The 25550-nt window shown below is 60.4% G+C and carries 27 protein-coding genes and 1 riboswitch; of the genes, 4 read left to right on the top strand and 23 right to left on the bottom strand.

Features of this window, described 5'->3' with window-relative positions; translation table 11 throughout:
* Nucleotides 1–26 precede the first annotated feature (26 nt).
* The 6 genes from N6G83_RS13135 to N6G83_RS13110 form a co-directional block, all read right to left on the bottom strand.
* The gene (locus N6G83_RS13135; protein WP_049235221.1) at nucleotides 27–854 is read right to left on the bottom strand and encodes an amino acid ABC transporter ATP-binding protein; all 828 of its coding nucleotides are present in this window, start codon (nucleotides 852–854) and stop codon (nucleotides 27–29) included.
* Between the two features lie 9 nt (nucleotides 855–863).
* Nucleotides 864–1751: an amino acid ABC transporter permease gene (locus N6G83_RS13130; RefSeq protein WP_260515455.1), complete on the bottom strand. Its 888-nt coding sequence runs from the start codon at nucleotides 1749–1751 to the stop codon at nucleotides 864–866.
* A 30-nt stretch (nucleotides 1752–1781) separates the two neighbouring features.
* Nucleotides 1782–2309: a GNAT family N-acetyltransferase gene (locus N6G83_RS13125; RefSeq protein WP_025301826.1), complete on the bottom strand. Its 528-nt coding sequence runs from the start codon at nucleotides 2307–2309 to the stop codon at nucleotides 1782–1784.
* Between the two features lie 9 nt (nucleotides 2310–2318).
* Nucleotides 2319–3239 (bottom strand): ABC transporter substrate-binding protein, encoded by a 921-nt coding sequence (locus tag N6G83_RS13120; protein WP_025301827.1) that lies wholly within the window; start codon nucleotides 3237–3239, stop codon nucleotides 2319–2321.
* A 26-nt stretch (nucleotides 3240–3265) separates the two neighbouring features.
* Nucleotides 3266–4591 carry an LLM class flavin-dependent oxidoreductase gene (locus N6G83_RS13115; RefSeq protein WP_049295155.1) on the bottom strand — a complete coding sequence of 442 codons (1326 nt, stop codon included), beginning with the start codon at nucleotides 4589–4591 and terminating at the stop codon, nucleotides 3266–3268.
* Nucleotides 4592–4780: 189 nt separating this feature from the next.
* A complete protein-coding gene (locus N6G83_RS13110; protein WP_043135741.1) occupies nucleotides 4781–5944 on the bottom strand; it encodes a M20 peptidase aminoacylase family protein in 1164 nt (387 codons plus the stop codon).
* Nucleotides 5945–6290: 346 nt separating this feature from the next.
* Between N6G83_RS13110 and cspE the strand changes: the two genes are divergently transcribed.
* Nucleotides 6291–6500 carry a transcription antiterminator/RNA stability regulator CspE gene (cspE, locus tag N6G83_RS13105; RefSeq protein ID WP_004940030.1) on the top strand — a complete coding sequence of 70 codons (210 nt, stop codon included), beginning with the start codon at nucleotides 6291–6293 and terminating at the stop codon, nucleotides 6498–6500.
* Nucleotides 6501–6557: 57 nt separating this feature from the next.
* On the opposite strand, the gene N6G83_RS13100 is transcribed toward cspE, so the two are convergent.
* The 3 genes from N6G83_RS13100 to crcB form a co-directional block, all read right to left on the bottom strand.
* Entirely contained in the window at nucleotides 6558–7748 is a 1191-nt protein-coding gene (locus N6G83_RS13100) for a multidrug effflux MFS transporter (protein WP_025301830.1), read from the bottom strand.
* 6 nt (nucleotides 7749–7754) lie between these two features.
* On the bottom strand, nucleotides 7755–8351 hold the full coding sequence (locus tag N6G83_RS13095; RefSeq protein ID WP_025301831.1) for a TetR/AcrR family transcriptional regulator: 597 nt from the start codon (nucleotides 8349–8351) through the stop codon (nucleotides 7755–7757).
* A 288-nt stretch (nucleotides 8352–8639) separates the two neighbouring features.
* Nucleotides 8640–9023 (bottom strand): fluoride efflux transporter CrcB, encoded by a 384-nt coding sequence (crcB, locus tag N6G83_RS13090; protein ID WP_016928782.1) that lies wholly within the window; start codon nucleotides 9021–9023, stop codon nucleotides 8640–8642.
* Between the two features lie 79 nt (nucleotides 9024–9102).
* A riboswitch (Fluoride riboswitch) is annotated at nucleotides 9103–9165 on the bottom strand.
* A gap of 82 nt (nucleotides 9166–9247) precedes the next feature.
* Between crcB and N6G83_RS13085 the strand changes: the two genes are divergently transcribed.
* Nucleotides 9248–9676: a GNAT family N-acetyltransferase gene (locus N6G83_RS13085; RefSeq protein ID WP_049206182.1), complete on the top strand. Its 429-nt coding sequence runs from the start codon at nucleotides 9248–9250 to the stop codon at nucleotides 9674–9676.
* A gap of 1 nt (nucleotide 9677) precedes the next feature.
* On the opposite strand, the gene N6G83_RS13080 is transcribed toward N6G83_RS13085, so the two are convergent.
* Nucleotides 9678–10745 (bottom strand): diguanylate cyclase, encoded by a 1068-nt coding sequence (locus N6G83_RS13080; RefSeq protein WP_049206181.1) that lies wholly within the window; start codon nucleotides 10743–10745, stop codon nucleotides 9678–9680.
* A 218-nt stretch (nucleotides 10746–10963) separates the two neighbouring features.
* Between N6G83_RS13080 and tatA the strand changes: the two genes are divergently transcribed.
* Nucleotides 10964–11179 carry a Sec-independent protein translocase subunit TatA gene (tatA, locus tag N6G83_RS13075; protein ID WP_025301834.1) on the top strand — a complete coding sequence of 72 codons (216 nt, stop codon included), beginning with the start codon at nucleotides 10964–10966 and terminating at the stop codon, nucleotides 11177–11179.
* Nucleotides 11180–11272: 93 nt separating this feature from the next.
* Here tatA and lipA read toward each other — a convergent pair whose 3' ends face one another.
* The 13 genes from lipA to leuS form a co-directional block, all read right to left on the bottom strand.
* Nucleotides 11273–12238, bottom strand: coding sequence for a lipoyl synthase (gene lipA, locus N6G83_RS13070; protein WP_025301835.1), 966 nt, complete (start codon nucleotides 12236–12238; stop codon nucleotides 11273–11275).
* Nucleotides 12231–12899: a lipoyl(octanoyl) transferase LipB gene (gene lipB, locus N6G83_RS13065; RefSeq protein ID WP_015376934.1), complete on the bottom strand. Its 669-nt coding sequence runs from the start codon at nucleotides 12897–12899 to the stop codon at nucleotides 12231–12233. The genes lipA and lipB overlap by 8 nt, the downstream gene beginning before the upstream one ends.
* 134 nt (nucleotides 12900–13033) lie before the next feature.
* The gene (ybeD, locus tag N6G83_RS13060; protein ID WP_004940012.1) at nucleotides 13034–13300 is read right to left on the bottom strand and encodes a DUF493 family protein YbeD; all 267 of its coding nucleotides are present in this window, start codon (nucleotides 13298–13300) and stop codon (nucleotides 13034–13036) included.
* Nucleotides 13301–13404: 104 nt separating this feature from the next.
* Complete coding sequence (dacA, locus tag N6G83_RS13055; protein WP_004940010.1) at nucleotides 13405–14616, bottom strand: D-alanyl-D-alanine carboxypeptidase DacA; 1212 nt, start codon at nucleotides 14614–14616, stop codon at nucleotides 13405–13407.
* Between the two features lie 180 nt (nucleotides 14617–14796).
* Nucleotides 14797–15882 carry an endolytic peptidoglycan transglycosylase RlpA gene (gene rlpA, locus N6G83_RS13050; RefSeq protein WP_151429082.1) on the bottom strand — a complete coding sequence of 362 codons (1086 nt, stop codon included), beginning with the start codon at nucleotides 15880–15882 and terminating at the stop codon, nucleotides 14797–14799.
* 10 nt (nucleotides 15883–15892) lie between these two features.
* Entirely contained in the window at nucleotides 15893–17005 is a 1113-nt protein-coding gene (gene mrdB, locus N6G83_RS13045; protein ID WP_004940006.1) for a peptidoglycan glycosyltransferase MrdB, read from the bottom strand.
* A gap of 8 nt (nucleotides 17006–17013) precedes the next feature.
* Nucleotides 17014–18909 (bottom strand): peptidoglycan DD-transpeptidase MrdA, encoded by a 1896-nt coding sequence (gene mrdA / locus N6G83_RS13040; RefSeq protein ID WP_025301838.1) that lies wholly within the window; start codon nucleotides 18907–18909, stop codon nucleotides 17014–17016.
* A 38-nt stretch (nucleotides 18910–18947) separates the two neighbouring features.
* Nucleotides 18948–19418, bottom strand: coding sequence for a 23S rRNA (pseudouridine(1915)-N(3))-methyltransferase RlmH (gene rlmH, locus N6G83_RS13035; RefSeq protein ID WP_004940002.1), 471 nt, complete (start codon nucleotides 19416–19418; stop codon nucleotides 18948–18950).
* A gap of 3 nt (nucleotides 19419–19421) precedes the next feature.
* Nucleotides 19422–19739 (bottom strand): ribosome silencing factor, encoded by a 318-nt coding sequence (gene rsfS, locus N6G83_RS13030; protein WP_025301839.1) that lies wholly within the window; start codon nucleotides 19737–19739, stop codon nucleotides 19422–19424.
* A 194-nt stretch (nucleotides 19740–19933) separates the two neighbouring features.
* Entirely contained in the window at nucleotides 19934–20596 is a 663-nt protein-coding gene (gene nadD / locus N6G83_RS13025) for a nicotinate-nucleotide adenylyltransferase (protein ID WP_049206179.1), read from the bottom strand.
* Nucleotides 20586–21620: a DNA polymerase III subunit delta gene (gene holA, locus N6G83_RS13020; protein WP_149570297.1), complete on the bottom strand. Its 1035-nt coding sequence runs from the start codon at nucleotides 21618–21620 to the stop codon at nucleotides 20586–20588. Before holA ends, nadD begins: the two co-directional genes overlap by 11 nt.
* The gene (lptE, locus tag N6G83_RS13015) at nucleotides 21617–22177 is read right to left on the bottom strand and encodes an LPS assembly lipoprotein LptE (RefSeq protein ID WP_049242706.1); all 561 of its coding nucleotides are present in this window, start codon (nucleotides 22175–22177) and stop codon (nucleotides 21617–21619) included. The genes holA and lptE overlap by 4 nt, the downstream gene beginning before the upstream one ends.
* A gap of 14 nt (nucleotides 22178–22191) precedes the next feature.
* Complete coding sequence (leuS, locus tag N6G83_RS13010) at nucleotides 22192–24774, bottom strand: leucine--tRNA ligase (protein ID WP_164099554.1); 2583 nt, start codon at nucleotides 24772–24774, stop codon at nucleotides 22192–22194.
* Between the two features lie 285 nt (nucleotides 24775–25059).
* Here leuS and N6G83_RS13005 point away from each other — a divergent pair, with 285 nt between their 5' ends.
* Nucleotides 25060–25542: a zinc ribbon-containing protein gene (locus N6G83_RS13005; protein WP_025301844.1), complete on the top strand. Its 483-nt coding sequence runs from the start codon at nucleotides 25060–25062 to the stop codon at nucleotides 25540–25542.
* Nucleotides 25543–25550: the final 8 nt, after the last annotated feature.

Genomic DNA, 25550 nt, shown 5'->3' with positions numbered 1-25550 from the left:
TACGGGGCGCCGCAGCGCCCCGACGATCACAGCACTTTGTTGAGGAAATTAACGGTGCGCGGGTGCTGCGGCTGAGCCAACACTTGCCTGGCGTCGCCCTGTTCGACGATCTGCCCGTCGACCATAAACACCACCCGATCCGCCGCTTCGCGCGCAAAGCCGATTTCATGCGTGACCACCACCAGCGTGACGCCCAGATCCGCCAACCCCTTAATCACGTCCAGCACTTCGCCGACCAGCTCGGGATCGAGCGCGGAGGTCGGCTCATCGAACAGGATCACCTTCGGGTTCAGCGCCAGCGCGCGCGCGATGGCGATGCGTTGCTGTTGGCCGCCGGAGAGGTGGCGCGGGTAGGCGTCCGCCTTGTGGCGCAGCCCGACGGTATCCAGCAGCTCATAGGCTACCGCCTTCGCCCGCTCGCGGGAGTGAATTTTGTGCACCACCGGCGCTTCGATGATGTTTTCCAGCACCGTCAGGTGCGGGAACAGATTGAAATTCTGGAACACATAGCCGACGTTGATGCGCTGCCGGAGGATGGCCTTTTCCTTCAGCTCGTACAGCCGGTTGCCCTTGCGGCGGTAGCCGACGTAGTCGCCGTCGATGCGGATAAAGCCCTCGTCGACGCGCTCCAGGTGGTTGATCGCCCGCAGCAGCGTCGATTTGCCGGAGCCGGAAGGGCCGAGGATCACGGTAACGGTGCCCGGCTGCAGCGTCAGGCTGACGTCGTCCAGCGCCTTGTGTTTGCCGAAGAACTTGCTGACGTTGCTGATTTCGATCAGGCCGCGTGCCGGCACCGGGGTGAGATTGCGTACCGGCTGCTCGGGCAAGGCGTAATAATCAATGGCTTCAGACATGTGGGTCTCCTAACGTTTTAGCCAGCCGGCCAGTTTCTGCCAGGGCGTCGGCGGCAGTTCGCGCACCGCGCCCCGGGCGAAATAGCGCTCGATATAGTATTGGATCACCGACAGCGCGGTGGTGATGAACAGGTACCAGACGGTGGCGACCATCAGCAGCGGTATCACCTGCTGGGTGCGGTTATAGATAACCTGAATGGTGTAAAACAGCTCCGGCAGCGCCAGCACGTAAACGATTGAGGTGCCTTTCGCCAGGCTGATGATCTCGTTGAAGCCGGTCGGAATAATGGAGCGCAGTGCCTGCGGCAGAATGATACGGAAGGTGCGACGATAGCCCGGCAGGCCCAGCGCCGCCGCCGCCTCGTGCTGGCCGTAATCCACGCCCAGGATGCCGCCGCGGATGATCTCGGCGGTGTAGGCGGACTGCACCAGCGTCAGGCCCAGCACCGCCACGGCGAACTGGCCGAGAATGTCGATGGTGGGAAAGCTGGCGAACACCACGGAGGTGAAGGGAATGCCCAGCGAGATGGCGTCATACAGATAGGAGAAGTTGTACAGAATGATCAGCACCAGGATCAGCGGCAGAGAGCGAAACAGCCAGATATAGCCCCAGGCCAGCGACGCCAGCAGGTAGGAGCGCGACAGGCGCGCCAGCGCCAACAGGGTGCCGAACAGGATGCTGAACAGCGTACCGAGCAGCGTCAGCAGCAGGGTTTGCCCCAGCCCCGCCAGTACCGCCGGCGCGAAGAACCACTCGGCGAACACGCCCCATTCCCAGCGCTCGTTACCCGCCACCGATTGTACGATGGCGGCCAGAATAAACAGCGAAAACAGCGCGCCGATCAGCCGCAGCGGATAGCGGGCGGGCACCACTTTCAAGACTTCTTGTTTGGACATGTCATGTCTCCTGATACAGATAAAGGGGCCTTAGGCGATTTTCCTTTCCGACGCGCAACAACACGCATCCTCTGCAATCAGGCTTTTGCGGAACGGCAGGCGGCCATCGTAGGGCGGGCGGCTGTAAACCTCGCTGTCGACGGTGGGATCGAACTGCGGCTGATACCCGTTGTTCAGATACAGGCCCACCGCTTCGGGCTGGCGAAAGCCGGTGGTCAGATAGAGCTGGCGATATCCTTGCGCCAACGCCAGCGTTTCCAACTGCTGCAACACCCGCTGTGCCAGGCCCTGGCGGCGCAGATCGCCTCGCGTCCAGATGCGCTTCAGCTCGGCGGTCTGTGCGTCATAGCGTTTGAAGGCGCCCATGGCGATCGGCGCACCGGCGCGCAGCAGCACGATGAAGGCCCCTTGCGGCGGCGCGTACAGATCCAGCGCTTCCGGTTCCTGGTCACCAAAATAGTCGCCGTAACGCTGGCGATATTCGCCGAACAGCCCCTCGATCACCGGGGCGATCAGCGGGTCGGTCGGCAGCGTCTGAATGAAAGTGTCTTGCGTCATCGCGCGCTCCTAATCGCCCAGGCCGGGCGGGTTGATTTCCGACTGCGCAAGGCGTTCGACGCTCTCGCCCCAGCGGTTGAGCACCCGATCGTACTGCCCGCCGCGGATCGTGCCGTTCAGCGCTTCATTCACCGCCTGCACCAGGCCGTTGCCTTTACGGGTGGTGACGGCGATGTGTGCCGCCTTGGGCCAACCGCCTTCCACCGTGCCCGCCAGCCGGGTGCGGCCGTTCAGCGCCGCTTTATAGGCGCCCAGCACGTTCGGCCCGAAGTAGGCGTCGGCGCGGCCGGACTGGATCGCCAGCGTGGCGGCCGCATCGTCGGTCACGTAGATCGGCTGGAAGGGTTTGAGCCCCTGCTGCCGGTTCTGTTTGTCCCACGCCAGCAAAATTGCTTCCTGATTGGTGCCGGAGCCAACGATGATCTTTAATCCGGCGATATCGGCAGGCTGTTTGATCGTCGCGATCTTGCCGCCGGTTTTGACGTAAAAGCCGAGCGAATCGATGCGGTAGGTGGCAAAGTCGAAGCGGGTTTTGCGCTCTTTGGTGACGGTGACGTTGGTGATGGCTGCGTCATATTTGCCGGAAACCACCCCCAGCGGCCAGTCTTCCCACGAGGTTTGCACCACGTTTAATTCAAGCCCCAGGCTGTCGGCCACCAGCTGCGCGATATCCACTTCGCTGCCGATCAGCCGCCGGTTATCGGCGGCGAACAGCGCCAGCGGCGGCGTGTTGAGCGCGGCGATTGCAACGGTGAATTGGCCCGGCTTCACGAAGTGGAAATCGGCCGGCAGTTTGGCGATCGCCTGCGGGTTTTTCGGCGCGTGGATCGGGATTTCATTGGCCTGTAAATCGATGCCGGTGCCCGCCTGCGCGGCGCCGGTCAGGCTCAGCAAGGCCGCCACGAGGGCGGCGGTAACGGTTTTCTGCATAGCGGATATCCCTGAAAACGATCTTATTATTGGGTGAATCTGTTCAACGGGCGCTTCAGGCCCAGGTGCTCGCGCAGCGTATCGCCGTGGTACGCCTGACGGAACAGGCCACGCTGTTGCAGGATGGGTACCACCCGATCGACGAAGTGGCCGAAGGCGTTGGGCGTACCGCCGCTGATGATGAAACCGTCGGCGGCTTCACCGTCGAACCAGCGTTGCAGGCCGTCCGCCACCGCTTCCGGCGTGCCGCTGAACACCGGGCGCGGCGAGGCGGCTTCCAGCGCCACCTGGCGCAGCGTGAGGTTACGTTCGCGGGCGTTGCGCTTGATGGCGTCGGTAGTGCTGCGGAAGCTGTTTTGCCCCAGATCGCCGATGTCCGGGAAGGGCGCGTCCAGCGGATGGCGGGAAAAGTCGTAATGTTCGAAGTAGCGGCCAAGATAGTTGAGGGCGTTCTCAATGCTGACCAGGCGGGCGGTCTCCTGGTACTGGCGCTCGACGTCCGCGTCGTCGTCGCCGACGATCACGCTGACGCCCTGGAAGATGCGCAGGTCGTCCGGCTCGCGCCCCTGTTCCACCAGCTGCCGCTTCACGTCCTGATAAAAATCCTGCGCCTGCTCCAGCGTGTCGTGATGGGTGAAGATCGCATCGGCGTGTTGAGCCGCCAGCCGTTTGCCGTCTTCGGAGGCGCCGGCCTGGAACAGGATCGGGCGCCCCTGCGGCGTGCGGCCAATGTTCAGCGGCCCCTGCACCGAGAAGAACTCTCCCTGGTGATTGAGGGTGTGTAGCTTGCCGGTGCGGAAGAATTCGCCGCTAGCCTTGTTGCGCACAAAGGCATCGTCTTCCCAGGAATCCCACAGCCCTTTGGCGACGTCGAGAAATTCGCCGGCGATGCGGTAACGCAGGCTGTGTTCCGGGTGTTCGGCGCGCGAGAAGTTTTTGGCCGAGCCTTCAAGCGGCGACGTCACCACGTTCCAGCCGGCGCGGCCGTTGCTCAGGTGGTCGAGGCTGGCGAACTGGCGGGCGACTGTGAACGGATCGCTGTAAGAGGTGGAAAGGGTGCCTACCAGGCCGATTTTATCGGTGGCGGCGGCGAGCGCGGCCAGCAGGGTGAGCGGTTCGAAACGATTAAGAAAATGCGGAATGGATTTTTCGTTGATATATAACCCATCGGCGACAAACACGAAATCGAATTTCCCCTGTTCGGCTTTTTTCGCCGAGGCGATATTAAATTCGAGGTTGATGCTGGCGTCGGCGGTGGCATCCGGGTGGCGCCAGGCGGACATATTTCCCGATGCGCCGTGCAGAATGGCGCCCAGCCGTAATTGCCGTTGATTATTCGCGTTGTCGCTCATCGTGATTATCCTGTCATGCGCCGCAAAGGCGCGCGGTGTCTGATGTGTCCACTATTGATGAGCGGCAACGGGATGTAAAACAACAAAACAGCATATTCAAATGTTGAAAACTGCAAATATCACGGCGAGCGAAAATAATAATCCCCGGCGCGGTATCTGCGGCGTCGGGGAAATACTATTTCACGTTATTCAGGCGTTGCTGAGGGCTTTTTCTGGCGCGGTAGTGAGCTGTTGCAGCGTGCGTTCCGCCAGCAGCGTAAAATATTGTGCCGCGGGGAACAGGGCGCGTTCATCGGGATTGAAACGCGGATGATGCAGGCCGAACTCGCTGGCGGAGCCGATACTGACGAAGACGCCCGGCACGTGATGCAGATACAGCGCGAAATCTTCACCCCCCATTTGCAGCTCCGCCTCTTCGACCCGGTAGCCGGCCTCGGCGGCGACGGTTTTGCTGAACGCCGCCCAATGGGCGTCGTTGATCACCGCCGGCGGCCCCGGCTGCCAGTGGAGTTCGGCCTGCGCGCCGAGAGCGGCGGCAACGCCGTCGATCACCTGGCGAATTTTATCAGGCACCTGGCGGCGCACCGCGTCGCTGTGGGTGCGCACCGTGCCTTCCAGCTCCACGGTTTGCGGCAGCACGTTCCAGGTATTGCCGCCTTCGATGCGCGTCACGCTCACCACCAGCGATTCCAGCGAGCTGAAGCTGCGGCTGGGCAGCGTCTGCAGCGCGCCGACGATCTGGCTGGCGGTGACGATGGTATCGACGCCCTGTTCCGGTTTGGCGGCGTGGGCGCCTTTGCCGGTGATGAGGATCTGGAATCGATCGACGTTGGCGTAGAACGGCCCGGCGCGGGTGGCGAAGGTGCCGGTGGGCAGCTCCGGCGCGTTATGCAGGCCAAATACCGCCGCAACGTTATCCAGCGCGCCGGCGTCGATCAGGTGCCGGGCGCCGTTGAAGGTCTCTTCCGCCGGCTGGAAGAAGATGCGCACCGTGCCGGGCAGCTCGGCCTCACGCGCTTTGAGCAGGTGCGCGGCGCCGAGCATCACCGAGGTGTGAAAGTCGTGGCCGCAGGCGTGCATTACGCCGCTGTTTTGCGAGCTGAAGGGCACGTCGGCGATTTCGTCGATCGGCAGGGCATCAATGTCGCCGCGCAGCGCGATAATCGGCCCCTTGCCGCTGCCGATCTCCGCCACGACGCCGGTTTTCAGCGCCAGCGGCAGCAGACGGATGCCTGCCTCTTCCAGCCAGCGGGTCAGCCGGGCGGTGGTGGCGAATTCGTGATTGGAAAGTTCCGGGTTTTGGTGCAGCTCACGCCGATAGGCGATGATTTTGTCTGCCAATTGGCTGGTCATAGGCTTGGCTCACAGTGGGAAATAAACCCTAACCCTAGTGCAGGGACCGCCGAAGCAAAAAGACCATCTGGTTATATTTCATAGCGATTGCGTCTGCATGGGGGCGTCAACACAGGGGGAAGCGGGCGAGTTTGGGCGTTCGCTCGTTGTTCGCCGGCGCAGGGAGAGGTTTGGCCTGGAACGGTAACGTATCGCAACCGGTGCAATCCATTTACACCGGACAACACGGATTTTTTCACTCTTTATCGGATTTCTGTGATCGCGGTGGTGGACAAAATCCTGCCTGCTTGCTGTACTGTAATCGACACAGGTTTTGTGTCTTTCATTCACGTTAAAGGTAAGTTTGATGTCTAAGATTAAAGGTAGCGTTAAGTGGTTTAATGAATCCAAAGGCTTCGGTTTCATTACTCCGGAAGATGGTAGCAAGGACGTTTTCGTCCACTTCTCTGCCATCGTTAGCAACGGTTTCAAAACGCTTGCTGAAGGCCAGCGTGTAGAATTTGAAATCACGAACGGTGCCAAGGGCCCATCTGCCGCTAACGTTACTGCTATCTAAGCTGCGTAGCTGAATTTCTTAAAACCCGCTCATTGAGCGGGTTTTTTATTGGGCGCGTTATGCGTCGTTGCGGCGGGCCAACAGGCCGAACAGCAGGATGGCGATGGCGTAACAGCCGACGATGGTCAGCGCCATCGACAGGCCCGAGGTGCCGCCCAGCCCGGTGAGCGGCACGGCGCAGGCGCCGAGGGCGAACATGCACACGCCGATCAAGGCCGAGGCGCTGCCCGCTTTGTCTCCCTGGCTTTGCATCGCCAGCGAAGAGGCGGTCGGGCCGACGATGCCGATCACCGCTACCGAGAAGAACAGCGGCACCAGCAACACGACCAGCGGCGCATGCAGCGCGGCGGCCAACAGCAGCAACAGCGACGCGACGGCCGCCAGCGTTAACCCTCCCCTCAATACCCGGCGTTCCCCCCAACGCGAACTGAGACGGCTGGCCAGCTGTGCCGCAATGATCAAGCCGACGCCGTTAATGGCGAAGCATAGGCTGAACATCTGCGGGCTGAGGCCGTAGATCTGCTGCAAGACGAAAGGCGAGGCGCCGATATAGGCGAACATGCCGGCCATCACGAAGCCCTGTGTCAGGCACAGGCCCATGAAATAGCGCTGGGTCAGCAACCCGCCGAGCGACATCAGCATCGCCAGGATACCGCCCTGGCTGCGGCGCTCGACCGGCAGGGATTCGCGCAGCTTCAGCGCCGACAGGCTGAACAGCAGCACGGCGATGGCCGCCAGCACGCCGAAGATACCGCGCCAATTCATTACCTGCAGCATCACGCCGCCCAGCACCGGTGCGACGATCGGCGCCAGGCCGTTAACCAGCATCAGCAAGGCGAAGAAACGGGTCAGCTCATGGCCGGCGTACAGATCGCGAGCAATGGCGCGGGAAATCACCGCGCCGCCGGCACCGGCGATGCCTTGCAGCAGGCGGGCGATCAGCAGTTGGTCGATGGTGGGCGCCAGCGCACACCACAGCGAAGCGCCCAGCAGCAGGATCAGCGACAGCAGCAGCGGGCGCATACGGCCCAATTTGTCGCTGTAAGGGCCGAAAATCAGCTGGCCGACGCCCAGACCGAGCAGCCCGGTGGTCAGGCTGAGCTGCGCGGCGGCGGTGGAGGTATTCAGCTCACCCGCCATTTCCGGCAGGGCGGGCAGGTAGAGATCGGTGCACAGCGGCCCCAGCGCGGCCAGCAGGCCAAGCACGACGGCGTACACCAGACGCTGTCTGGCTAAGTGTTTGGTCATGGGAGATTAGAGTTTCCTGAACAGGTGAGAAATGGCCTGCTGATACAGATCGCGCAGCAGGGACGCATCGGCTTTTTGCGTGGTAAGGATACGGTAACCGGTGCCTTCGCTCATGACGGCGATAAATTCCACCCGCGCGGCGATCTCTTCCGCGCTGAAATGGGGATACAGCCGCTGCAGATTGTGGCACACGTGGCGAAACAGCCGCGCTTCCGCATCGCTGAGCAGTTTGGCCACCACCGGGTTGCGCGTGGCCTCGGCGGTCACTTCCAGCATCAGCATGTGATCGGTTTCGCTCTCGCCCGGCTGCTGAAACAGCGTGCGCGCCGCCAACGTACCGGCGATCAGGTTGATGTGATCGCCAAGGTTTTCCAGCCGCTGCATCTTGTTAGTGATGATGCGGTTGACGATCTCTTCGATAATCGCGTCTTTATTGGCGAAATAACGATAGATTTGACCGACGCTGAGCTGCGAGCCTTGGGCGATCTCCGCCATGCTGGCGGCGTGGAAGCCGTGGCGGCGGAAACTGATTTTCGCCGCTTCGACGATCTGATCGCGGCGCGCCTGCACCTTGGCCTGTTTACTGTCGTTGGGGGAGAGCATCTGCCCGATCCTTTGCTACGCGTGAGCCGGGTTCACATTTTTGGGTGTGAACGTTCATTCTCAATTGTAGTGTAAACGGCCGGAAAGACGCAAGATGAACGCGTGCTGCGGGTAAGGGCGCTTAAGCGAACAGGTAGGATTTGATAAAGGCGGCGACGATCAGGACGCACAGCGCAATGGCAATCGCTTCGGCGGCGGTTTTCGGCAGGCTAAACATAGCGGTTTCTCATCCAGTCAGGAGTACTGGATGAGATTATGCGCATGCAAGATTAAGGAAACATTAAGGGCTTAGCGCCCGTTGAGCCACATTACCAGCATAAAGGCCAGCAGCGTCATCGCCAGCGAGCCGGCCAGGTTGAGCAGCATGTTGGCCAGCGCCCAGCCGAAGCGGCCATCTTGCATCAGGTATACCACCTCCAGCGAAAAGGTGGAGAAGGTAGTCAGGCCGCCGCAGAACCCGGTGGTAATCAGTAATTTCCAGGTGGGATCCAGATGCGTCATGCGGGTGAAAATCGCCATCGCCAGGCCGATGATAAAACCACCGATCAGATTGACCATCAGCGTACCGAGCGGAATGTGGGCATTCAGCGGATTCATTTTCATGCTTACCGCCCAGCGCAAAACGCTGCCGACGCCGCCGCCGATAAATACGGCCAGTAAAGAACTCAACATGGGGCAACTACCTTTCAATCAGAGAAATTCACGGGACTCGGAAAGGGACAGGCGTAACGCTACGCGCCTCTCTCCGAGAGGTTACGTAGACATCATCAGCCTGTGAAGGCGGTTAGGGAGGAATGTCATCTCCAGCGTGCCGCACGGCCTTTTTTGCCGTACCCGGTGGATGTTACACCTAACGCCATCTATTTTGTAGTATCGACACTCTGCGAGGTCACCCTATGCAAATCAGAACGGCGCGCCTGAGCGATCGCCATGCTATCGCCGAATTAATGACGGCGTTGGATTATCCCGGCACCGAGGCGTTTCTGACGCAGCGCATGCAGCAACTGTTGGCGCATCCGGATGAGGCGCTGCTGGTGGCGACGGACGGGGAGCAGGTGTTGGGCGTGTTGTCGCTGCATTTCCTGCCGCAGCTGGCGTTGGCCGGCGACATTGGCCGCATCAGCTATTTTTGCGTCGATGACCGAGCGCGCGGCGCGGGCGTAGGCCGGCGGCTGCTGGCGGAGGGCGAGGCGCTGGCGCACCGTCGCGGCTGCGATCGGTTAGAGGTCCATTGCCACAGTCGCCGCGAGCGAGCGCATACGTTTTACCGGCGCGAAGGCTTTGTCGAAGCGCCGAAGTATTTTGCCAAGTTATTAAGTCAGTAAGTTACTCCCCTGGCGGCACTGCCGTTTCCAGCCGGTTGCGGCCATTATGCTTCGCCCGATAGAGCGCACCGTCGGCCGCTTTCAGCCAGTCAAGATAGCCGCCCAGCGCGGGGTGGTAGTTAGCGATGCCTGCGCTGATCTGCAGCCGCAGCTGCGGCGCCTCCTTGAAACTGACCGCGTCCAGCCGCTGCTGGATGCGGTGCAGGACGATTTCCGCCTGTTCGGCGTTAGTGTTCGGCAGCACCGCGCCAAACTCGTCGCCGCCGTAGCGCCCGACGATATCCACGTTGCGCAAGCCGATCAGCAGCTCTTCCGCCAATACCGCCAGGGCTTCATCCCCCAGCGCATGGCCGAAGGTGTCGTTGATGGTTTTGAAGCGGTCGATGTCCATCAGGATCAGCGTGGCGTTGTCCTGGTAGCGGCGGCAGCTATCGAACTGGCGATGCAGAAGATGTTCCCAGTGGCGACGGTTATATAAGCCGGTCAGCCCATCGCGGGTGCTGATGCGTTGCAGCTCCTGTTTTTTTTCCGCCAGCCGTTTGGCGGTGCGGTAGGTCACCAGCCCCAGCAACGTCGGATAAAGGTAGATCATCGGCAGGCACAGATAGACTTGCAGCGGCGTGCTGTATGGATGAAACGGGAAGCCGAGCAGCGCGCCGGTGAGCATCGCCGTGGCCAATTGAATCGCCAATCCTTTGACAAACAGCGCTTTGCCGGCCGAAGCGATGTTGTTCATGCTCATCATCGACAGGATGACGATCGCCGGCAGGGCATTGAATGCCATCATCGCTGCCCAGAAGCCGCCGAAGGCGGAGTCGATCAAGAGGTTGCGGATCTCGGCTTTGAACGGATCTTTGGCGCGGTAGGCCAGGCGATAGGCCAGATGCGGCCAGAGAAAGCCGTGAAAGGCCAGCAATAGCCAGACCGCCGCGGGCGGAGCCAAGGGATAGAGCGCGGCGCAAACGCAGATAAACCCGAGCCCCAGACCGGCGACGCGGGGCAGATAGGTGCGTTTGGCGAAGCTGAGGCCGGATTTTCGGGCATCGAAAATGGATGGGGCAATATACATCCGGCATCTCCCTGATGAGTATCACGGCAGCGTATCATGCGGGTGATAAACTAAGAATAGTCTGGGATTCACGCCGCGAGGTTGCGTGACATTCCTGCAACGGATCTCACTCTGTTACATGTTGCGGTTGTGTGAGCCGAAGGAAAGTCGCTAAATATTCGCAGGCAAGGTCAGTTTTTCTCGCTGTTCACACAGCGCTCTATGATAAGAAGGTGAGTATGGAAGGTATCAGCATTACCAAACTTCTGGTGATTGCGGTGTTGGTGATTTTACTGTTCGGCACCAGCAAACTGCGCACGCTCGGCGCCGATCTTGGCGCGGCGCTGAAAGGCTTTAAAAAAGCGGTGGGCGACGACAGCACGCCGCCGGCCGCCGGCAACAGCACCGCCGAGAGCCAGTCCGCTCAGCAGAGCGTCGAAAAGAAAGACGTTTAATTCCGTCTGACTGCTCGCAATAAAAAACGGATGCCTTGCGGACATCCGTTTTTTGGCGTTTCCGCCGTCTTTAGCGTAACAAACTATTACGCGTTATTTCACTTCCATCCCTTTGGCCTGCAGATCGGCGTGGTAAGACGAACGCACGAACGGGCCGCAGGCGGCGTGGGTGAAGCCCATCGCCATCGCTTCTTCTTTCATCTCGTCAAACTCGGCCGGGCTGACGTAGCGCTGCACCGGCAGGTGGTGACGGCTCGGCTGCAGGTACTGGCCCAGCGTCAGCATGGTCACGCCGTGGCGACGCAGATCGCGCATCACTTCAACGATTTCCGCGTTGGTTTCGCCCAGGCCGACCATCAGGCCGGATTTGGTCGGGATATCCGGGTGAGCTTCTTTAAAGCGCTCCAGCAGCTTCAGCGACCACTCATAGTTGGCGCCCGGGCGCACCTGGCGGTAGACGCGCGGCACGTTTTCCAGGTTGTGGTTAAACACGTCCGGCGGCGTGGCGGTGAGGATCTCCAGAGCGCGATCCATACGGCCGCGGAAGTCCGGCACCAGCGTTTCAATTTTGATGTTCGGACTCTTGGCGCGGATGGCCGAGATGCAGTCGGCAAAGTGCTGAGCACCGCCGTCGCGCAGGTCGTCGCGGTCAACCGAGGTGATCACCACGTAACGCAGCGCCATGTCGGCGATGGTTTGCGCCAGCTTTTCCGGCTCGTTAGCGTCTGGCGCGATCGGGCGGCCGTGGGCCACGTCGCAGAACGGGCAGCGGCGGGTGCAGATAGCGCCGAGGATCATAAAGGTGGCGGTACCGTGGTTGAAACACTCGGACAGGTTAGGGCACGAGGCTTCCTCACAGACGGAGTGCAGGCCGTTTTTACGCATCGCGGCTTTGATGCCCTGAATGCGCGTTGAGTCGGCAGGCAGTTTGATCTTCATCCACTCGGGTTTACGCAACAGCTCCTGCCGTTCGGTGACCACCGTTTTGACCGGGATCAGCGCCATTTTGTCAGCATCGCGGTATTTGACGCCGCGTTCCATCTGAATTGGTTTACTCATAATCGTGCAGGTTCCAGTTACGAAGCTCGACCGTCTGGTAGCCGAGTAAATGAACAAATTCCTGTACCAGGATTGGGTGTATGTCTTCAATGCCAACGCCGGGCGCCAGCGCGCTGACCTGCGTCATCTGCATGCCGGCGTAACCGCAAGGGTTGATGCGTTGGAAGGGGCTGAGATCCATCGCCACATTCAGGGCCAGGCCGTGGAATGAGCTGCCTTTGCGGATCCGCAAACCCAACGAACAGATTTTCTGCTCCCCCACGTACACGCCAGGCGCATCCGGACGGGCGCGCGATGCGAGGCGAAAGTGGGCGAGGGTGTTGATAACCGTATCTTCTATCGCCGTGACCAATTGACGTACGCCGACCTTGTTGCGTTTCAGATCGACCATCACGTACATCACCTGCTGACCCGGGCCGTGGTAGGTCACCTGGCCGCCGCGATCGCTCTGGACCACCGGGATATCACCGGGCATCAGCACATGCTCGGCTTTGCCGGCCTGGCCTTGGGTGAACACCGGGTGATGCTGTACCAGCCACAGTTCGTCCGGCGTAGTCTCGGTACGACTGTCGGTGAAGTTATGCATGGCTTGGGATACAGGCGCGTAGGGCTGCAACCCCAGCTGACGCAAAATGATCTTGTCTGGTTGCAAAAGAGTCATCGTCAGGTTACAGAAGTGGTAAAGCCATTATACCGGGCGCTCCGGCTTGCGGCCAGCCTTTCGCTGACCAAAAATGCGCAACCCGGGAAGACGCTGCGCCATCCCGGGTTGATAAGCAGGGGTTTATGCTGGAATTACAGCACCATGCGAACAATTTCAATGTTGCCTAACTCTTCGTACAGGGTTTCGACCTGCTCGATGTGAGTGGCATTGATGGTGATGGAGACGGAGTGGTAGTTGCCTTTGCTGCTTGGCTTGACCTGCGGGTTGTAATCGCCCGGCGCATGGCGCTGCACCACTTCAACTACCTGGTCAACCAGCTCAGGCTGCGCCAGGCCCATCACCTTGTAGGTAAACGAGCAAGGGAATTCGAGCAGTTCGTTCAGTTTAGTTTTTTGCATGTGCGTGCGCTCCAGAGTGCTAGCTAATCTATAAATTATAACTCCCGCCGGGGCGGGAGTTAATGTTATTCAGTATATGGGGGCAATTTCGCCCGTTTCAACCGTTAACCGAACCAGTGGTGGAACATCAGTTTGATGTAGTCCACGATGCGGCTGAAGAAACCGCCTTCTTTCACTTCGTTCATCACCACCAGCGGGCGCTGATCGATGGTTTTGCCGTCCAGCTGGAAGTTGATGCTGCCCACCACCTGGTTTTTCGCCAGCGGCGCGTGAATTTCCGGCGTGTTCAGCACGTAGCTGGCCTTCAGATCTTTCATGCGGCCGCGCGGAATGGTCAGGTAGACGTCTTTGTCCACGCCGAGCTCAACGCGGTCGGCATCGCCGAACCAGACAGGCTCGGAGGCGAACTCTTTACCGACTTTCAGCGGCGCCACGGTTTCGAAGAAGCGGAAGCCCCAGGTCAGCAGTTTCTTGCTTTCGGCTTCACGGCCTTTGTAGGTGCGGCCGCCCATCACGGCGGAGATCAGGCGCATTTGGCCTTCGGTCGCCGAAGCCACCAGGTTGTAACCCGCCGCGTCGGTATGGCCGGTTTTGATGCCGTCGACGTTCAGGCTGTTATCCCACAGCAGACCGTTGCGGTTCATCTGGCGGATATTGTTGAAGGTGAACTCTTTTTCTTTGTAGATCGCGTACTCTTCCGGCACGTCGCGGATCAGCGCCTGGCCGATCAGCGCCATGTCGCGCGCCGAACTGTACTGGCCCTGGGCATCCAGGCCGTGTACCGTCTGGAAGTGAGTGTTCTGCAGGCCCAGCTTGCTGACGTAGGTGTTCATCAGGTTAACGAACGCGTCCTGGCTGCCGGCGACGTAGTCGGCCATCGCCACGCAGGCGTCGTTACCGGACTGCAGGTTGATGCCGCGGGTCAGTTTGGAGACCGGCACGCGATCGCCCGGCTTCAGGAACATCAGCGAGGAGCCTTTGAACACCGGGTTGCCGGTCGCCCAGGCGTCCTGGCCGACGGTCACCAGATCGTCCTGGCCGATTTTACCCGCTTTCAGCGCCTGGCCGATGACGTAGCTGGTCATCATTTTGGTCAGGCTGGCCGGATCGCGACGCGCATCGGCGTTCATCTCGGCCAGCACCTTGCCGGAGTTGTAATCAATCAGGATGTACGCTTCCGCATCGATCTGCGGGACACCTGGGATCATGGTTTTGATGTTAACGTCATCGGCGTGCGCAACGGAGGCTGCGCTCATTGCGATAACGGTGCCGAGGGCGATGCTTTTGATTAAGCGAAAAGAAGTTACTTGTTTCATGATCGGGACTACAACATCCGTGAAAGTAAAGTTAAAAAACGAGCCACACTATAGCAGATGCGATCCCGGCAGGCATTACCCATTCATCTGACTAATTGCGGTTAGTGCCCTTTTAGCTGCAAGAAAATGTTTCAGCTAAATAACCGCTTATCGGCCGTGAATGCCCACCGGGCTTAATGCTCAGGGTGCAGCAGTAACGAAAGACTGTTGTTGCGCTTCGCTCGCCAGGCGTTGCTGCAGCTGGGCCGCCTGCTGACGGCTGCTGAACGGGCCGAGCTGGACGCGATAAACGTTGCCGTTGGCCGCCACTTTGCCCGGGACGCCAAACTGTTGGCTCAGGCTTTGCTGCCAGCTCTGGGCACGCTCGGCGCTGCTCAGCGCACCGACCTGCACCACGTAACCGCCGGAGGACGAAGCGGCAGCCATGCCGGCAGCTGCGGCGCCGGCCGCGACCGGTGCAGCCACGGCGGCGGCTTCAGGCTCCGAACCTTCCAGCACGCCGGCCGGCAATGCGCTTGGCGCGCCGAGGAAACCGCTGCGGCCGCTACCGGTGTTGCCGCCAGTTGCTGGGGCGTTGTCGTCGTCGGTGCGCAGGGTGCTGTTATCGATCGGGCGTACCGCCGCGCCGCTGGCGACCGGCACGTCCTGTTGGATGGGGGTGCCCATGCCGCTGGCGCCGAGATCCGGGCGCGACGGCAGGGCATAGCTCTGCTTCGCCACGATGGTACCGATGGTGCCTGGGCCGCTCAGCGTGCCGTCCGGCGCCACGTTGATGAAATCGACTTTGACCTTGGTGTTGTTCGACAGGTTGAGGCGATCGGCGGCGGCTTTCGACAGATCGATAATACGGCCCTTGGTGTAAGGCCCGCGATCGTTGACGCGCACCACCAGCTGACGGCCGTTGGCCAGGTTAGTGACGCGCACATAGCTTGGGATCGGTAAGGTCGGGTGCGCCGCAGTCAGACCGTTGGGGTCGAACTGCTCGCCCAGCGCCGTGGTGTTGCCGTTGGCTTCTTCGCCATACCAGGCCGCCAGGCCGGTCTGCGAGAAGTTCTGCGGATCTTTTACGATGCGGTAAGTATCGCCATTAACCTTATAATCCTGCATGTTATTAGGGTTATAGGGTTCATATTGAGGCTCGACGCCACCGATCTCCACCACCGGGCCGTTGTACGGCTGCTGTGGTGCCTGCTGTTCCGTGGTCGGGGCGGTACAGGCGGAGAGCAACACCGCCGCGACGCCGATCCAAAGCCATTCCTTACGCATTACTCACCTCTTATAAACTTTTAGACAGCATTTTCCGATGCGTGTGGATCGACATGATGATGCCGAAACCGGCCATCAATACTATCAGCGCCGAACCCCCGTAACTGACCAGAGGCAAAGGTACGCCAACTACCGGCAAAATGCCACTGACCATACCGATGTTAACAAAGACATAAACGAACAAAATCAGCATCAAGCCGCCGACCATGACGCGGCCGAAGGTGGTTTGCGCCTTGGCGGCGATCATCAGCCCGCGAATGATCACCAGCAGGTAGAGCGCCAGCAGCACCAATACCCCGATCAGCCCCAGCTCTTCGGCCAACACGGCGAAGATAAAGTCGGTATGGCGCTCCGGCAGAAACTCCAGCTGCGACTGGGTGCCGTGCAGCCAGCCCTTGCCGGACAGGCCGCCGGAGCCGATGGCTATCTTGGATTGAATGATGTGATAGCCGGCGCCGAGTGGGTCGCTCTCCGGATCGAGCAGCATCATGACGCGGTCGCGCTGATAGCCGTGCATCAGGAAGAACCACAGCACCGGGATAAAGGCCGCCAGTGCGACGGCGGCGACGGCGATCAATTTCCAGCTCATGCCCGACAGGAACAGCACGAACAGGCCGGAGGCGGCGATCAGGATCGAGGTGCCCAGATCTGGCTGCGCGGCCACCAGCAGCGTTGGCAGGAAGATCAGCACCAGCGCGATGGCGGTGTTTTTCAGCGAAGGCGGGCAGACATCGCGGTTCATAAAGCGCGCCACCATCAGCGGCACGGCGATCTTGGCGATTTCCGACGGCTGGAAGCGCACCACGCCGAGATCCAGCCAGCGCTGCGCGCCTTTACTTATCTGGCCGAAGGCGTCCACGAGGATCAGCAAAATCACGCAGAAAATATACAGATAGGGCGCCCAGCTTTCGTACACGCGTGGCGGGATTTGCGCCATGACGGCCATCACGATCAGCCCCATGACGATCTGCCCGATCTTGCGCTCCATCATGCCGATGTCCTGGCCGCTGGCGCTCCACATCACGAAGGCGCTGTAGACCAACAGGGCCAGGATCAGCAGCAGGAACGTCGGGTCGATGTGGATTTTGGTCCAGATCGAGCCTTTTTGTTGGCTTTCAGTCATGTTCTACCTTAGTCACCTTCTACGCCAGGCGGCAGCGGGGCCTCGCTTGGCAATTGCGTATTGTTGTCGCCCAGCAGAATGTGGTCGAGGATCTGGCGGGTGATGGTTCCCACCGCCGGACCGGAGCCGCCGTTTTCCAGAATGATGGCGACCGACACCGTCGGATTGTTGAACGGTGCGAAGGCGGTCATCAGTTTGTGATCGCGCAGGTGCTCCGCCAGTTTGTGGGCGTTGTAGGTTTCATAGCCGAATACCTGTGCGGTACCCGATTTCGCCGCGGCTTTATAAGGTGCGTCCGCAAAGTATTTGCGCGCCGTCCCGTTCGGACGGTTGGCCACACCATACATGCCGTCTTTGGCGATTTCCCAGAAGCCGGAGTGAATATCGCCGATCTGCGTGCTCTCTTCCTGTTTGAACGGCACCAGCGCGCCGTTGACGCGGGTACTCTGCAGCAGGTGCGGCGTTTTGACGGTGCCGTCGTTGATCAGGGTGTTCAGTGCTTTGGCCATCTGGATCGGCGTGGCGGTCCAGTAACCCTGGCCGATACCCACCGGAATGGTGTCGCCCTGATACCACGGCTTTTTATAGCGTTTCAGCTTCCACTCGCGCGTCGGCATTAGGCCGGATCGTTCTTCGGACAGATCGATGCCGGTGTACTGGCCGTAACCGAATTTGGTCAGCCAGGTCGACAGCCGATCGATCCCCATGTCATAGGCGACCTGATAGAAATAGGTATCTGCGGACTCTTCCAGCGCCTTGGTGACGTTCAGGCGGCCGTGGCCCCATTTTTTCCAGTCGCGGAAGCGTTTTTCCGAGCCGGGCAGTTGCCACCAACCGGGATCGAACACCACGGTGTTTTTGGTGATCACTCCGGCGCTCAGCGCCGACACCGCGATGTAAGGCTTCACCGTTGATGCAGGCGGATAGACCCCCTGCGTGGCGCGGTTGATCAGCGGGCGATTCGGATCGTTCAACAGCCCCTGGTAGTCCTTGCTGGAAATGCCGTCGACGAACAGGTTTGGATCGTAACTCGGGTTGGACACCATCGCCAGGATGGCGCCGGTGCGTGGATCGCTCACCACCACCGCGGCGCGGCTGCCGACCAGCAGCTGCTCGATATAGCGCTGCAAATCAAGATCGAGCGTCAGGTAAACGTCCTGACCGGCGGAAGGCGGCTGTTCGTGCAATTGGCGGATCACCCGGCCACGGTTGTTGACCTCGACCTCTTCATAGCCGGTTTTGCCGTGCAGCGTGTCTTCGTAATAGCGTTCGATGCCCAGCTTGCCGATATCGTGGGTGGCGGCGTAGTTGGCCAGCTTGCCGTCTTTATCCAGGCGTTCGACGTCGCGGTCGTTGATCTTCGACACATAGCCGGTGACGTGGGTGAGGGCGGAACCGTAGGGGTAGTAGCGGCGCTGGTAGCCTTTTACTTCCACGCCGGGGAAGCGGAACTGATTGACCGCAAAGCGGGCGACCTGCACCTCGGTTAGCGCGGTTTTCACCGGAATGGAGACGAAACGACGCGAACGCTTGCGCTCTTTTTCGAAATTGGTGATGTCGTCGTCGGTCAGATCGACCACCGTGCGCAGCGCCTGCAGCGTGGCTTTGAGATCGTCAACCTTCTCCGGCATCAGCTCCAGCTGATAAATGGTGCGGTTGAGTGCCAGCGGGGTGCCGTTGCGATCGTAGATAATGCCGCGGCTGGGCGCGATGGGCACCAGCTTGATGCGGTTTTCGTTGGAGCGGGTGCGGTAATCCTCGACGCGGACCACTTGCAGATTATACAGGTTGGCGATCAGGATGCCGGACAGCACCAGGATGACCAGGAACGCCACCAGGGCGCGGCGTACAAACAGGGCGGATTCAGCCGTATAGTCGCGAAAAGGGTTACGTTCTATTTTCATCCCGCTGCTTTATTTCACTCTGTCACGGTCACCACCGGCTATTCCCGGTGGTAAGGATGATTTGTTGTAATACTCCAGGCGCGGTAGAGGCTTTCGGCCACCAGGACGCGCACCAAAGGATGCGGCAGCGTCAACGGAGAAAGCGACCAGCTCTGCTCGGCAGCGGCTTTGCAGGCGGGCGCCAGCCCTTCCGGGCCGCCGATCAGCAGGCTGACGTTGCGGCCATCCTGCTTCCAGCGCTCAAGCTGCTGCGCCAGCTGCGGCGTTTCCCACGGCGTGCCTGGGATATCCAGCGTAACGATGCGGTTGCCTTTGCCCACCGCCGCCAGCATCTGTTCGCCTTCCTTGTCCAGAATGCGCTTGATGTCGGCGTTTTTGCCGCGTTTGCCCGCCGGGATCTCGGTCAGCTCAAACGGCATATCTTTGGGAAAGCGGTGCAGGTAATCCATAAAGCCGGTTTGCACCCAGTCTGGCATTTTGGTGCCGACCGCCACCAATTGCAGTTTCACCGCTTAGCTCCAGAGTTTTTCCAGCTCGTACAGGCGACGGCTCTCTTCCTGCATCACGTGCACGATCACTTCGCCCAGATCGACTACGATCCAGTCGGAGGCTTCCTGGCCTTTCATGCCAAACAGCTCCATGCCTACGGCACGGGATTCCTGTACCACGTGGTTGGCGATCGACATCACGTGGCGAGTCGATGTGCCGGTGCAGATGATCATGCAATCGGTGATGCTGGATTTGCCCTGTACGTCCAGAGCGATAATGTCTTGGCCTTTCAGGTCATCGATTTTATCGATGACGAAATCTTGGAGCGCTTTACCTTGCAAAGGTTCCCCCTCGGGTGTGTTCTGTTCAGTCGACTGCAGCGGGCAATATGCGCACGCTGCGGCGTAACCGGATAATGATTTCGGCAGGCTGCCGCTGAAAGCCAGCTAACTGGTGACTGCCCGGCCAGCTAAGGTTTCCGGGGTTTTCAGCGGATACCTGAAAAATAGCGGCGCAGTATATCACGCACCTTTCGCTAGCGATATAAACCCTGCAACTCGATATAGCGCTGCACCGGGCGTGGCAGCAGGTCGTCGCAGTTGAGGCCCTGATGGCGGCGCTGGCGGATCTCGGTGGCGGAAATTTCCAATTCCGGCGTATCGGCCAAATAGATGTGGCCGTGCGGGCGACGGCTGAGCTGCGCCGGATCGACGGTGCGATGGCGTTCCAGCCACTGCTGCAGTTCCGGCGTGTCCATGCGATCGTTATAGCCCGGGCGCGCCAACACCAGCAGGTGGCAGACGTCCAACAGCGCCTGCCAGCGGTGCCATTTATGCAATGTCAGCAGCGAGTCCTGGCCAATAATAAACGCCAGCGGCTGGGCGGCGCCACGCTCTTTACGAATCGTTTCCAACGTCTCGATGGTGTAGGAGGGGGTAGTGCGGTGCAGTTCGCGATCGTCGACCGCAAACAGCGGGTTGCCGGCGATCGCCAGCTCGACCATCTTCAAGCGTTGCTGCGCATTGGCCTCCGGCTGCGGGCGGTGCGGCGGCACGTGGTTAGGCAGCAGCGTGACGCGATTCAGGCCCACTTCGGCGGCCAACGCCTCCACCGGCCGCAGGTGGCCATAGTGGATCGGATCGAAGGTGCCGCCGAACAGCGCGTGCAAAACGGTGGGGTGTTCCGGATTAGTGGGCATCGCTAAAACTCGTGGCCAGGGGTTTGCCGCACAGCAGCATCGACAGGGTTTCCAGTTCCGGCCAGACCGACTGGCCATAGTCCTGCTTAAGAGTCAGCTCGATTTGCGTCAGCAGCTGTACCGCTTGCTGCAGCTGGGCGCCGGACAGGCGTTGCAGCGCCTGGGTCACCAGCGGGCGGCGGTTCTGCCAAACCTTGTGCTGATCGAACAGCGTGCGCAGCGGCGCGGACGCCATGCGGCGCTGCAGCGTCAGCAACAGCAGCAGTTCGCGCTGTAAGGTGCGCAGCAGGATCACCGGCTCCACGTCCTCTTGCTGCAGCTGCTGCAAGATATGCCAGGCGCGCTTGCTTTTGCCGGCCAGCAGGGCATCCAGCCAGTGGAACGGCGTGAAGTGGGCGGCGTCGTTCACCGCCTGTTCGACGCGCGGCAGCGTGAGTTTGCCGTCCGGGTGCAGCAGCGACAGCCGCTCCAGCGCCTGCGACAGCGCCAGCAGGTTGCCTTCGTAGCAGTAGCACAACAGCTGATTGGCCGCGTCGTCCAATTCCAGCTTCATCGCCTTGGCGCGCGTGGCGACCCAGCGCGGCAGCTGTGCCTGTTCCGGCGTCTGGCAACTGACGAGGGCGCCGTGTGGGCTGAGCGCCTTGAACCAGGCGCTGTTTTCCTGCGCTTTGGTGAGGCGCGGGCCGCGCAGGATCAGCAGAATATCCTCGTGCAGCAGCGTGGCAAGCTTGGTCAGCTGTTCGCCGATCGGCGCCGTCGGGCCGTTTTCCGGGAAGATCAGCAGCAGCGTCTGGCGGCTGGCGAACAGGCTCATCGCCTGGCAGATGCCGAAGATGGCGTCCCAGTCGGTATGGGCGTCGAGGGAAATGCTGTAGTGCTCGCTGAACTGCTGCTGTTGCGCAGCCTGCCGGAGCAGATCCTGGCTTTCCTGCAGCAGTAGCGGTTCATTGCCGCTCAATAAATAACAAGCGCGCAGCCCCTCTCGGAGCTGCGCGGCAAGTTGTTCCGGATAAATGCGGATCATTGTGCGGTTTGGCTTGCCGCTCGTTCGCCGACGGCAGCGGCTTTCTGCCGGTTTTCTTCTTCCGCCGCGTGCACGGTCAGCAGTTTGCGCACCAGCTGTTGCGCCGCCTGCTCACGCATTTCCTGGCGAATGATCTCCTGCTCGGAGTCTTTGGCCAGCGCGGTCAGCGGGTTGTCGAAGAACGAACGGAACACTTTTACCGACAGCGGGTACAGGTCGTGGCCCGGGAGCAGCACCTGGGCCTGCACGGTCAGCACCAGCTGGTACTCGGCGGTTTTACCGTCCTGGAAGATCGAGGCGGTATCCTGGCTTTCCGTCGCGCCGACGATGCGCAGAGAAGGCACGTCTTTACGCTTCGGATCGCTGACGATGGTCACGGCGTTCAAACGCAGCTGCTCACGCACCGCGCGCGTCAATGGTCCGTAAGGATCCGAACTGTCCAGGATCAGCGTTTTCATTTCATTAGGCACCTGCGTGGTGCCACGCAGGTGAAAACCGCAGCCGGCGGTGACCAGCACCGCCAACCCCAGCAACAGCGTCAGAATACGTTGTCGCACAACTCCTCCTTGTGTTAACCCACAACCAGGTTAAGCAGTTTGCCCGGAACGTAGATCACTTTGCGAATCGTGACGCCGTCCAGATATTTAGCCACCAGATGCTCTTCGGCAGCGCGCGCGCGCACTTGCTCTTCGGTCGCATCGGCAGATACGGTGATTTTAGCGCGAACCTTGCCGTTCACCTGCACCACCACCAGCTTGGAGTCCTCGACCATCGCCTGTTCGTCGGCAACCGGCCATGGCGCGGTGTCCACGTCGCCTTCGCCGCCCAGCGCCTGCCACAGGGTGAAGCACACGTGCGGGGTGAACGGATACAGCATGCGAACCACGGCCAGCAGCGCTTCCTGCAGCAGCGCGCGATCCTGCTCGCTCTCCTGCGGCGCGCGGGCCAGCTTGTTCATCAGCTCCATCACGGCGGCGATCGCGGTGTTGAAGGTCTGACGGCGGCCGATATCGTCGGTCACCTTGGCGATGGTTTTGTGCAGATCGCGGCGCAGCGCTTTCTGATCTTCGTTCAGCGACGCCACATCCAGCGGCTGTACCGCGCCTTTTGCCACGTGATCGTAGGCCAGTTTCCACACGCGTTTCAGGAAGCGGTTAGCCCCTTCTACGCCGGATTCCTGCCACTCCAGCGTCATTTCTGCCGGTGAAGCGAACATCATGAACAGACGCACGGTGTCCGCGCCGTATTTTTCCACCATTTCCTGCGGGTCGATGCCGTTGTTCTTCGACTTCGACATTTTGCTCATGCCAGCATAGACCAGTTCACGGCCTTGCGGATCGGTGGCCTTGATGATGCGGCCCTTGTCGTCGCGCTCGACCGTGGCGTCAACCGGAGATACCCAGACGCGCTCGCCGCTGTTGCCGGTGTAGTAGAAGGCGTCGGCCAGCACCATGCCCTGACACAGCAGGCGCTTGGCCGGCTCGTCGGAATCCACCAGGCCCGCATCGCGCATCAGCTTGTGGAAGAAGCGGAAGTACATCAGGTGCATGATGGCGTGTTCGATACCGCCGATATATTGATCGACCGGCAGCCAGTAGTTGGCGGCGGCCGGATCCAGCATGCCCTGGTCGTACTGCGGGCAGGTATAGCGCGCGTAGTACCAGGAAGACTCCATAAAGGTGTCGAAGGTGTCGGTTTCACGCAGCGCCGGCTGGCCGTCAACGGTGGTCTTCGCCCACTCAGGGTCGGCCTTGATCGGGCTGGTGATGCCGTCCATGACCACGTCTTCCGGCAAGATCACCGGCAGCTGATCTTCCGGCGTCGGCATCACGGTGCCGTCTTCCAGCGTCACCATCGGGATTGGCGCGCCCCAGTAACGCTGACGGGAGACGCCCCAGTCGCGCAGACGGTAGTTGACCTTGCGCTGGCCCACGCCCTTGGCGACCAGTTTGTCGGCGATGGCGTTAAAGCCGGCTTCGTTGTCCAGACCGTCAAACTCGCCGGAGTTGAACAGCGCGCCTTTGTCGGTCATCGCTTCGGCGCTCACGTCAGGTTGGCTGCCGTCGAGGTTCAGGATCACCGGTTTGATCGGCAAATCGTATTTGGTGGCGAATTCCCAGTCGCGCTGGTCGTGCGCCGGTACCGCCATCACGGCGCCGGTGCCGTATTCCATCAGCACGAAGTTGGCGACCCACACCGGCAGCTTCTCGCCGCTCAGCGGGTGGACAACGAACAGGCCGGTTGGCATGCCTTTCTTCTCCATCGTCGCCATTTCGGCTTCGGCCACTTTGGTGTTGCGGCATTCGTCGATGAAGTCGGTCAGCGCCGGATTGTTGCGCGCGCCCTGTTGCGCCAGCGGGTGGCCCGCGGCGACCGCCACGTAGGTGGCGCCCATGAAGGTGTCGGGACGGGTGGTGTAAACCGTCAGCTTCTCTTCGCTGTCCGCCACGTCGAAGGTGATTTCCACGCCTTCGGAGCGGCCAATCCAGTTGCGCTGCATGGTTTTCACCTGCTCCGGCCAGCTTTCCAGCGTGTCCAGATCGTTCAGCAGCTGATCGGCGTAAGCGGTGATTTTGATGAACCACTGCGGGATCTCTTTACGCTCGACCTTGGTGTCGCAGCGCCAGCAGCAGCCGTCGATAACCTGTTCGTTGGCCAGCACGGTCAGATCGTGCGGACACCAGTTCACCGCCGAGGTCTTCTTGTAGACCAGGCCTTTTTCATACAGCTTGGTGAAGAACCACTGTTCCCAGCGGTAGTATTCCGGCTGGCAGGTAGCGATTTCGCGATCCCAGTCGTAGCCGAAGCCCAGCAGTTTCAGCTGGTTCTTCATGTATTCGATGTTGTCGTAGGTCCACGGGGCCGGTGCGGTGTTGTTTTTCACCGCCGCACCTTCCGCCGGCAGGCCGAACGCATCCCAGCCGATCGGCTGCAGTACGTTTTTACCCAGCATGCGCTGATAGCGCGAGATCACGTCGCCGATAGTGTAGTTACGAACGTGGCCCATGTGCAGTCGGCCGGACGGGTAAGGCAGCATGGATAGGCAGTAGTACTTTTCCTTGCTGTCGTCTTCGGTAACTTTGAAAGTCTGCTTCTCTTGCCAGTGAAGCTGTACGTTCGATTCTATGTCTTCTGGACGGTATTGCTCTTGCATGGCGGCCGGTGGTCCTGTAGGTGTAAACCGTTGCCCCGGTCAGAGGCAACGCAATGAACATTTAGTATTCGTAGATCCGCATAGCATAGCTGATAAGACCTCTCGGCAACAACTCCAAGCGCCTGACTCGGCGCATTTAAAAAAAACGCCGCCATGACGCGGCTCACAACCTGCGGATCCCGCGTCTTGCCAAGTGACATCAGTCATTTACGGCTAAAATAAGAACAAGTAGCTTAGGGGTATCCCTACAGCCAAGCCCGGCGCAGCGTTTATCGAGGAGAGTCTATGAACAAGGTTGCTCAGTATTACCGCGAATTGGTGGCATCACTGACCGAACGCCTGAAAAACGGTGAACGCGATATCGACGAACTGGTGGCCAGCGCGGAGCGGCGGTTGAACGAGGCCGAAGATCTGACCCGCGACGAGGTGCGGCAGGTGACGCAGGCGGTGCGGCGCGATCTGGAAGAGTTCGCCCGCAGCTATCAGGAAAGCCGGGACGAGTTTACCGACAGCGTGTTTATGCGGGTGATCAAAGAGAGCCTGTGGCAGGAACTGGCGGATATCACCGACAAAACCCAGCTGGAGTGGCGTGAAGTGTTCAAGGATGTCAGCCATCACGGCGTTTATCACAGCGGTGAAGTGGTGGGGTTGGGCAATCTGGTGTGCGAGCAGTGTCACTACCATCTGGCGTTTTACACGCCGGAGGTGCTGCCGCTTTGCCCGAAATGCGGTCACGACCAGTTCCAGCGTCGGCCGTTTGAGCCTTGATGACGTTC

This window comes from Serratia sp. PL7, assembly GCF_945957435.1.
Note: the sequence above shows the minus strand (reverse complement) of the source record. Positions and strands in the feature narration are given on the sequence as shown.

Bases quoted from the DNA above. Each gene is read 5' to 3' on its own strand.
- N6G83_RS13135 (WP_049235221.1), bottom strand. From the start codon at position 854: ATGTCTGAAGCCATTGATTATTACGCCTTGCCCGAGCAGCCGGTACGC.
- N6G83_RS13130 (WP_260515455.1), bottom strand. From the start codon at position 1,751: ATGTCCAAACAAGAAGTCTTGAAAGTGGTGCCCGCCCGCTATCCGCTG.
- N6G83_RS13125 (WP_025301826.1), bottom strand. From the start codon at position 2,309: ATGACGCAAGACACTTTCATTCAGACGCTGCCGACCGACCCGCTGATC.
- N6G83_RS13120 (WP_025301827.1), bottom strand. From the start codon at position 3,239: ATGCAGAAAACCGTTACCGCCGCCCTCGTGGCGGCCTTGCTGAGCCTG.
- N6G83_RS13115 (WP_049295155.1), bottom strand. From the start codon at position 4,591: ATGAGCGACAACGCGAATAATCAACGGCAATTACGGCTGGGCGCCATT.
- N6G83_RS13110 (WP_043135741.1), bottom strand. From the start codon at position 5,944: ATGACCAGCCAATTGGCAGACAAAATCATCGCCTATCGGCGTGAGCTG.
- cspE (WP_004940030.1), top strand. From the start codon at position 6,291: ATGTCTAAGATTAAAGGTAGCGTTAAGTGGTTTAATGAATCCAAAGGC.
- N6G83_RS13100 (WP_025301830.1), bottom strand. From the start codon at position 7,748: ATGACCAAACACTTAGCCAGACAGCGTCTGGTGTACGCCGTCGTGCTT.
- N6G83_RS13095 (WP_025301831.1), bottom strand. From the start codon at position 8,351: ATGCTCTCCCCCAACGACAGTAAACAGGCCAAGGTGCAGGCGCGCCGC.
- crcB (WP_016928782.1), bottom strand. From the start codon at position 9,023: ATGTTGAGTTCTTTACTGGCCGTATTTATCGGCGGCGGCGTCGGCAGC.
- N6G83_RS13085 (WP_049206182.1), top strand. From the start codon at position 9,248: ATGCAAATCAGAACGGCGCGCCTGAGCGATCGCCATGCTATCGCCGAA.
- N6G83_RS13080 (WP_049206181.1), bottom strand. From the start codon at position 10,745: ATGTATATTGCCCCATCCATTTTCGATGCCCGAAAATCCGGCCTCAGC.
- tatA (WP_025301834.1), top strand. From the start codon at position 10,964: ATGGAAGGTATCAGCATTACCAAACTTCTGGTGATTGCGGTGTTGGTG.
- lipA (WP_025301835.1), bottom strand. From the start codon at position 12,238: ATGAGTAAACCAATTCAGATGGAACGCGGCGTCAAATACCGCGATGCT.
- lipB (WP_015376934.1), bottom strand. From the start codon at position 12,899: ATGACTCTTTTGCAACCAGACAAGATCATTTTGCGTCAGCTGGGGTTG.
- ybeD (WP_004940012.1), bottom strand. From the start codon at position 13,300: ATGCAAAAAACTAAACTGAACGAACTGCTCGAATTCCCTTGCTCGTTT.
- dacA (WP_004940010.1), bottom strand. From the start codon at position 14,616: ATGAAACAAGTAACTTCTTTTCGCTTAATCAAAAGCATCGCCCTCGGC.
- rlpA (WP_151429082.1), bottom strand. From the start codon at position 15,882: ATGCGTAAGGAATGGCTTTGGATCGGCGTCGCGGCGGTGTTGCTCTCC.
- mrdB (WP_004940006.1), bottom strand. From the start codon at position 17,005: ATGACTGAAAGCCAACAAAAAGGCTCGATCTGGACCAAAATCCACATC.
- mrdA (WP_025301838.1), bottom strand. From the start codon at position 18,909: ATGAAAATAGAACGTAACCCTTTTCGCGACTATACGGCTGAATCCGCC.
- nadD (WP_049206179.1), bottom strand. From the start codon at position 20,596: ATGCCCACTAATCCGGAACACCCCACCGTTTTGCACGCGCTGTTCGGC.
- holA (WP_149570297.1), bottom strand. From the start codon at position 21,620: ATGATCCGCATTTATCCGGAACAACTTGCCGCGCAGCTCCGAGAGGGG.
- leuS (WP_164099554.1), bottom strand. From the start codon at position 24,774: ATGCAAGAGCAATACCGTCCAGAAGACATAGAATCGAACGTACAGCTT.
- N6G83_RS13005 (WP_025301844.1), top strand. From the start codon at position 25,060: ATGAACAAGGTTGCTCAGTATTACCGCGAATTGGTGGCATCACTGACC.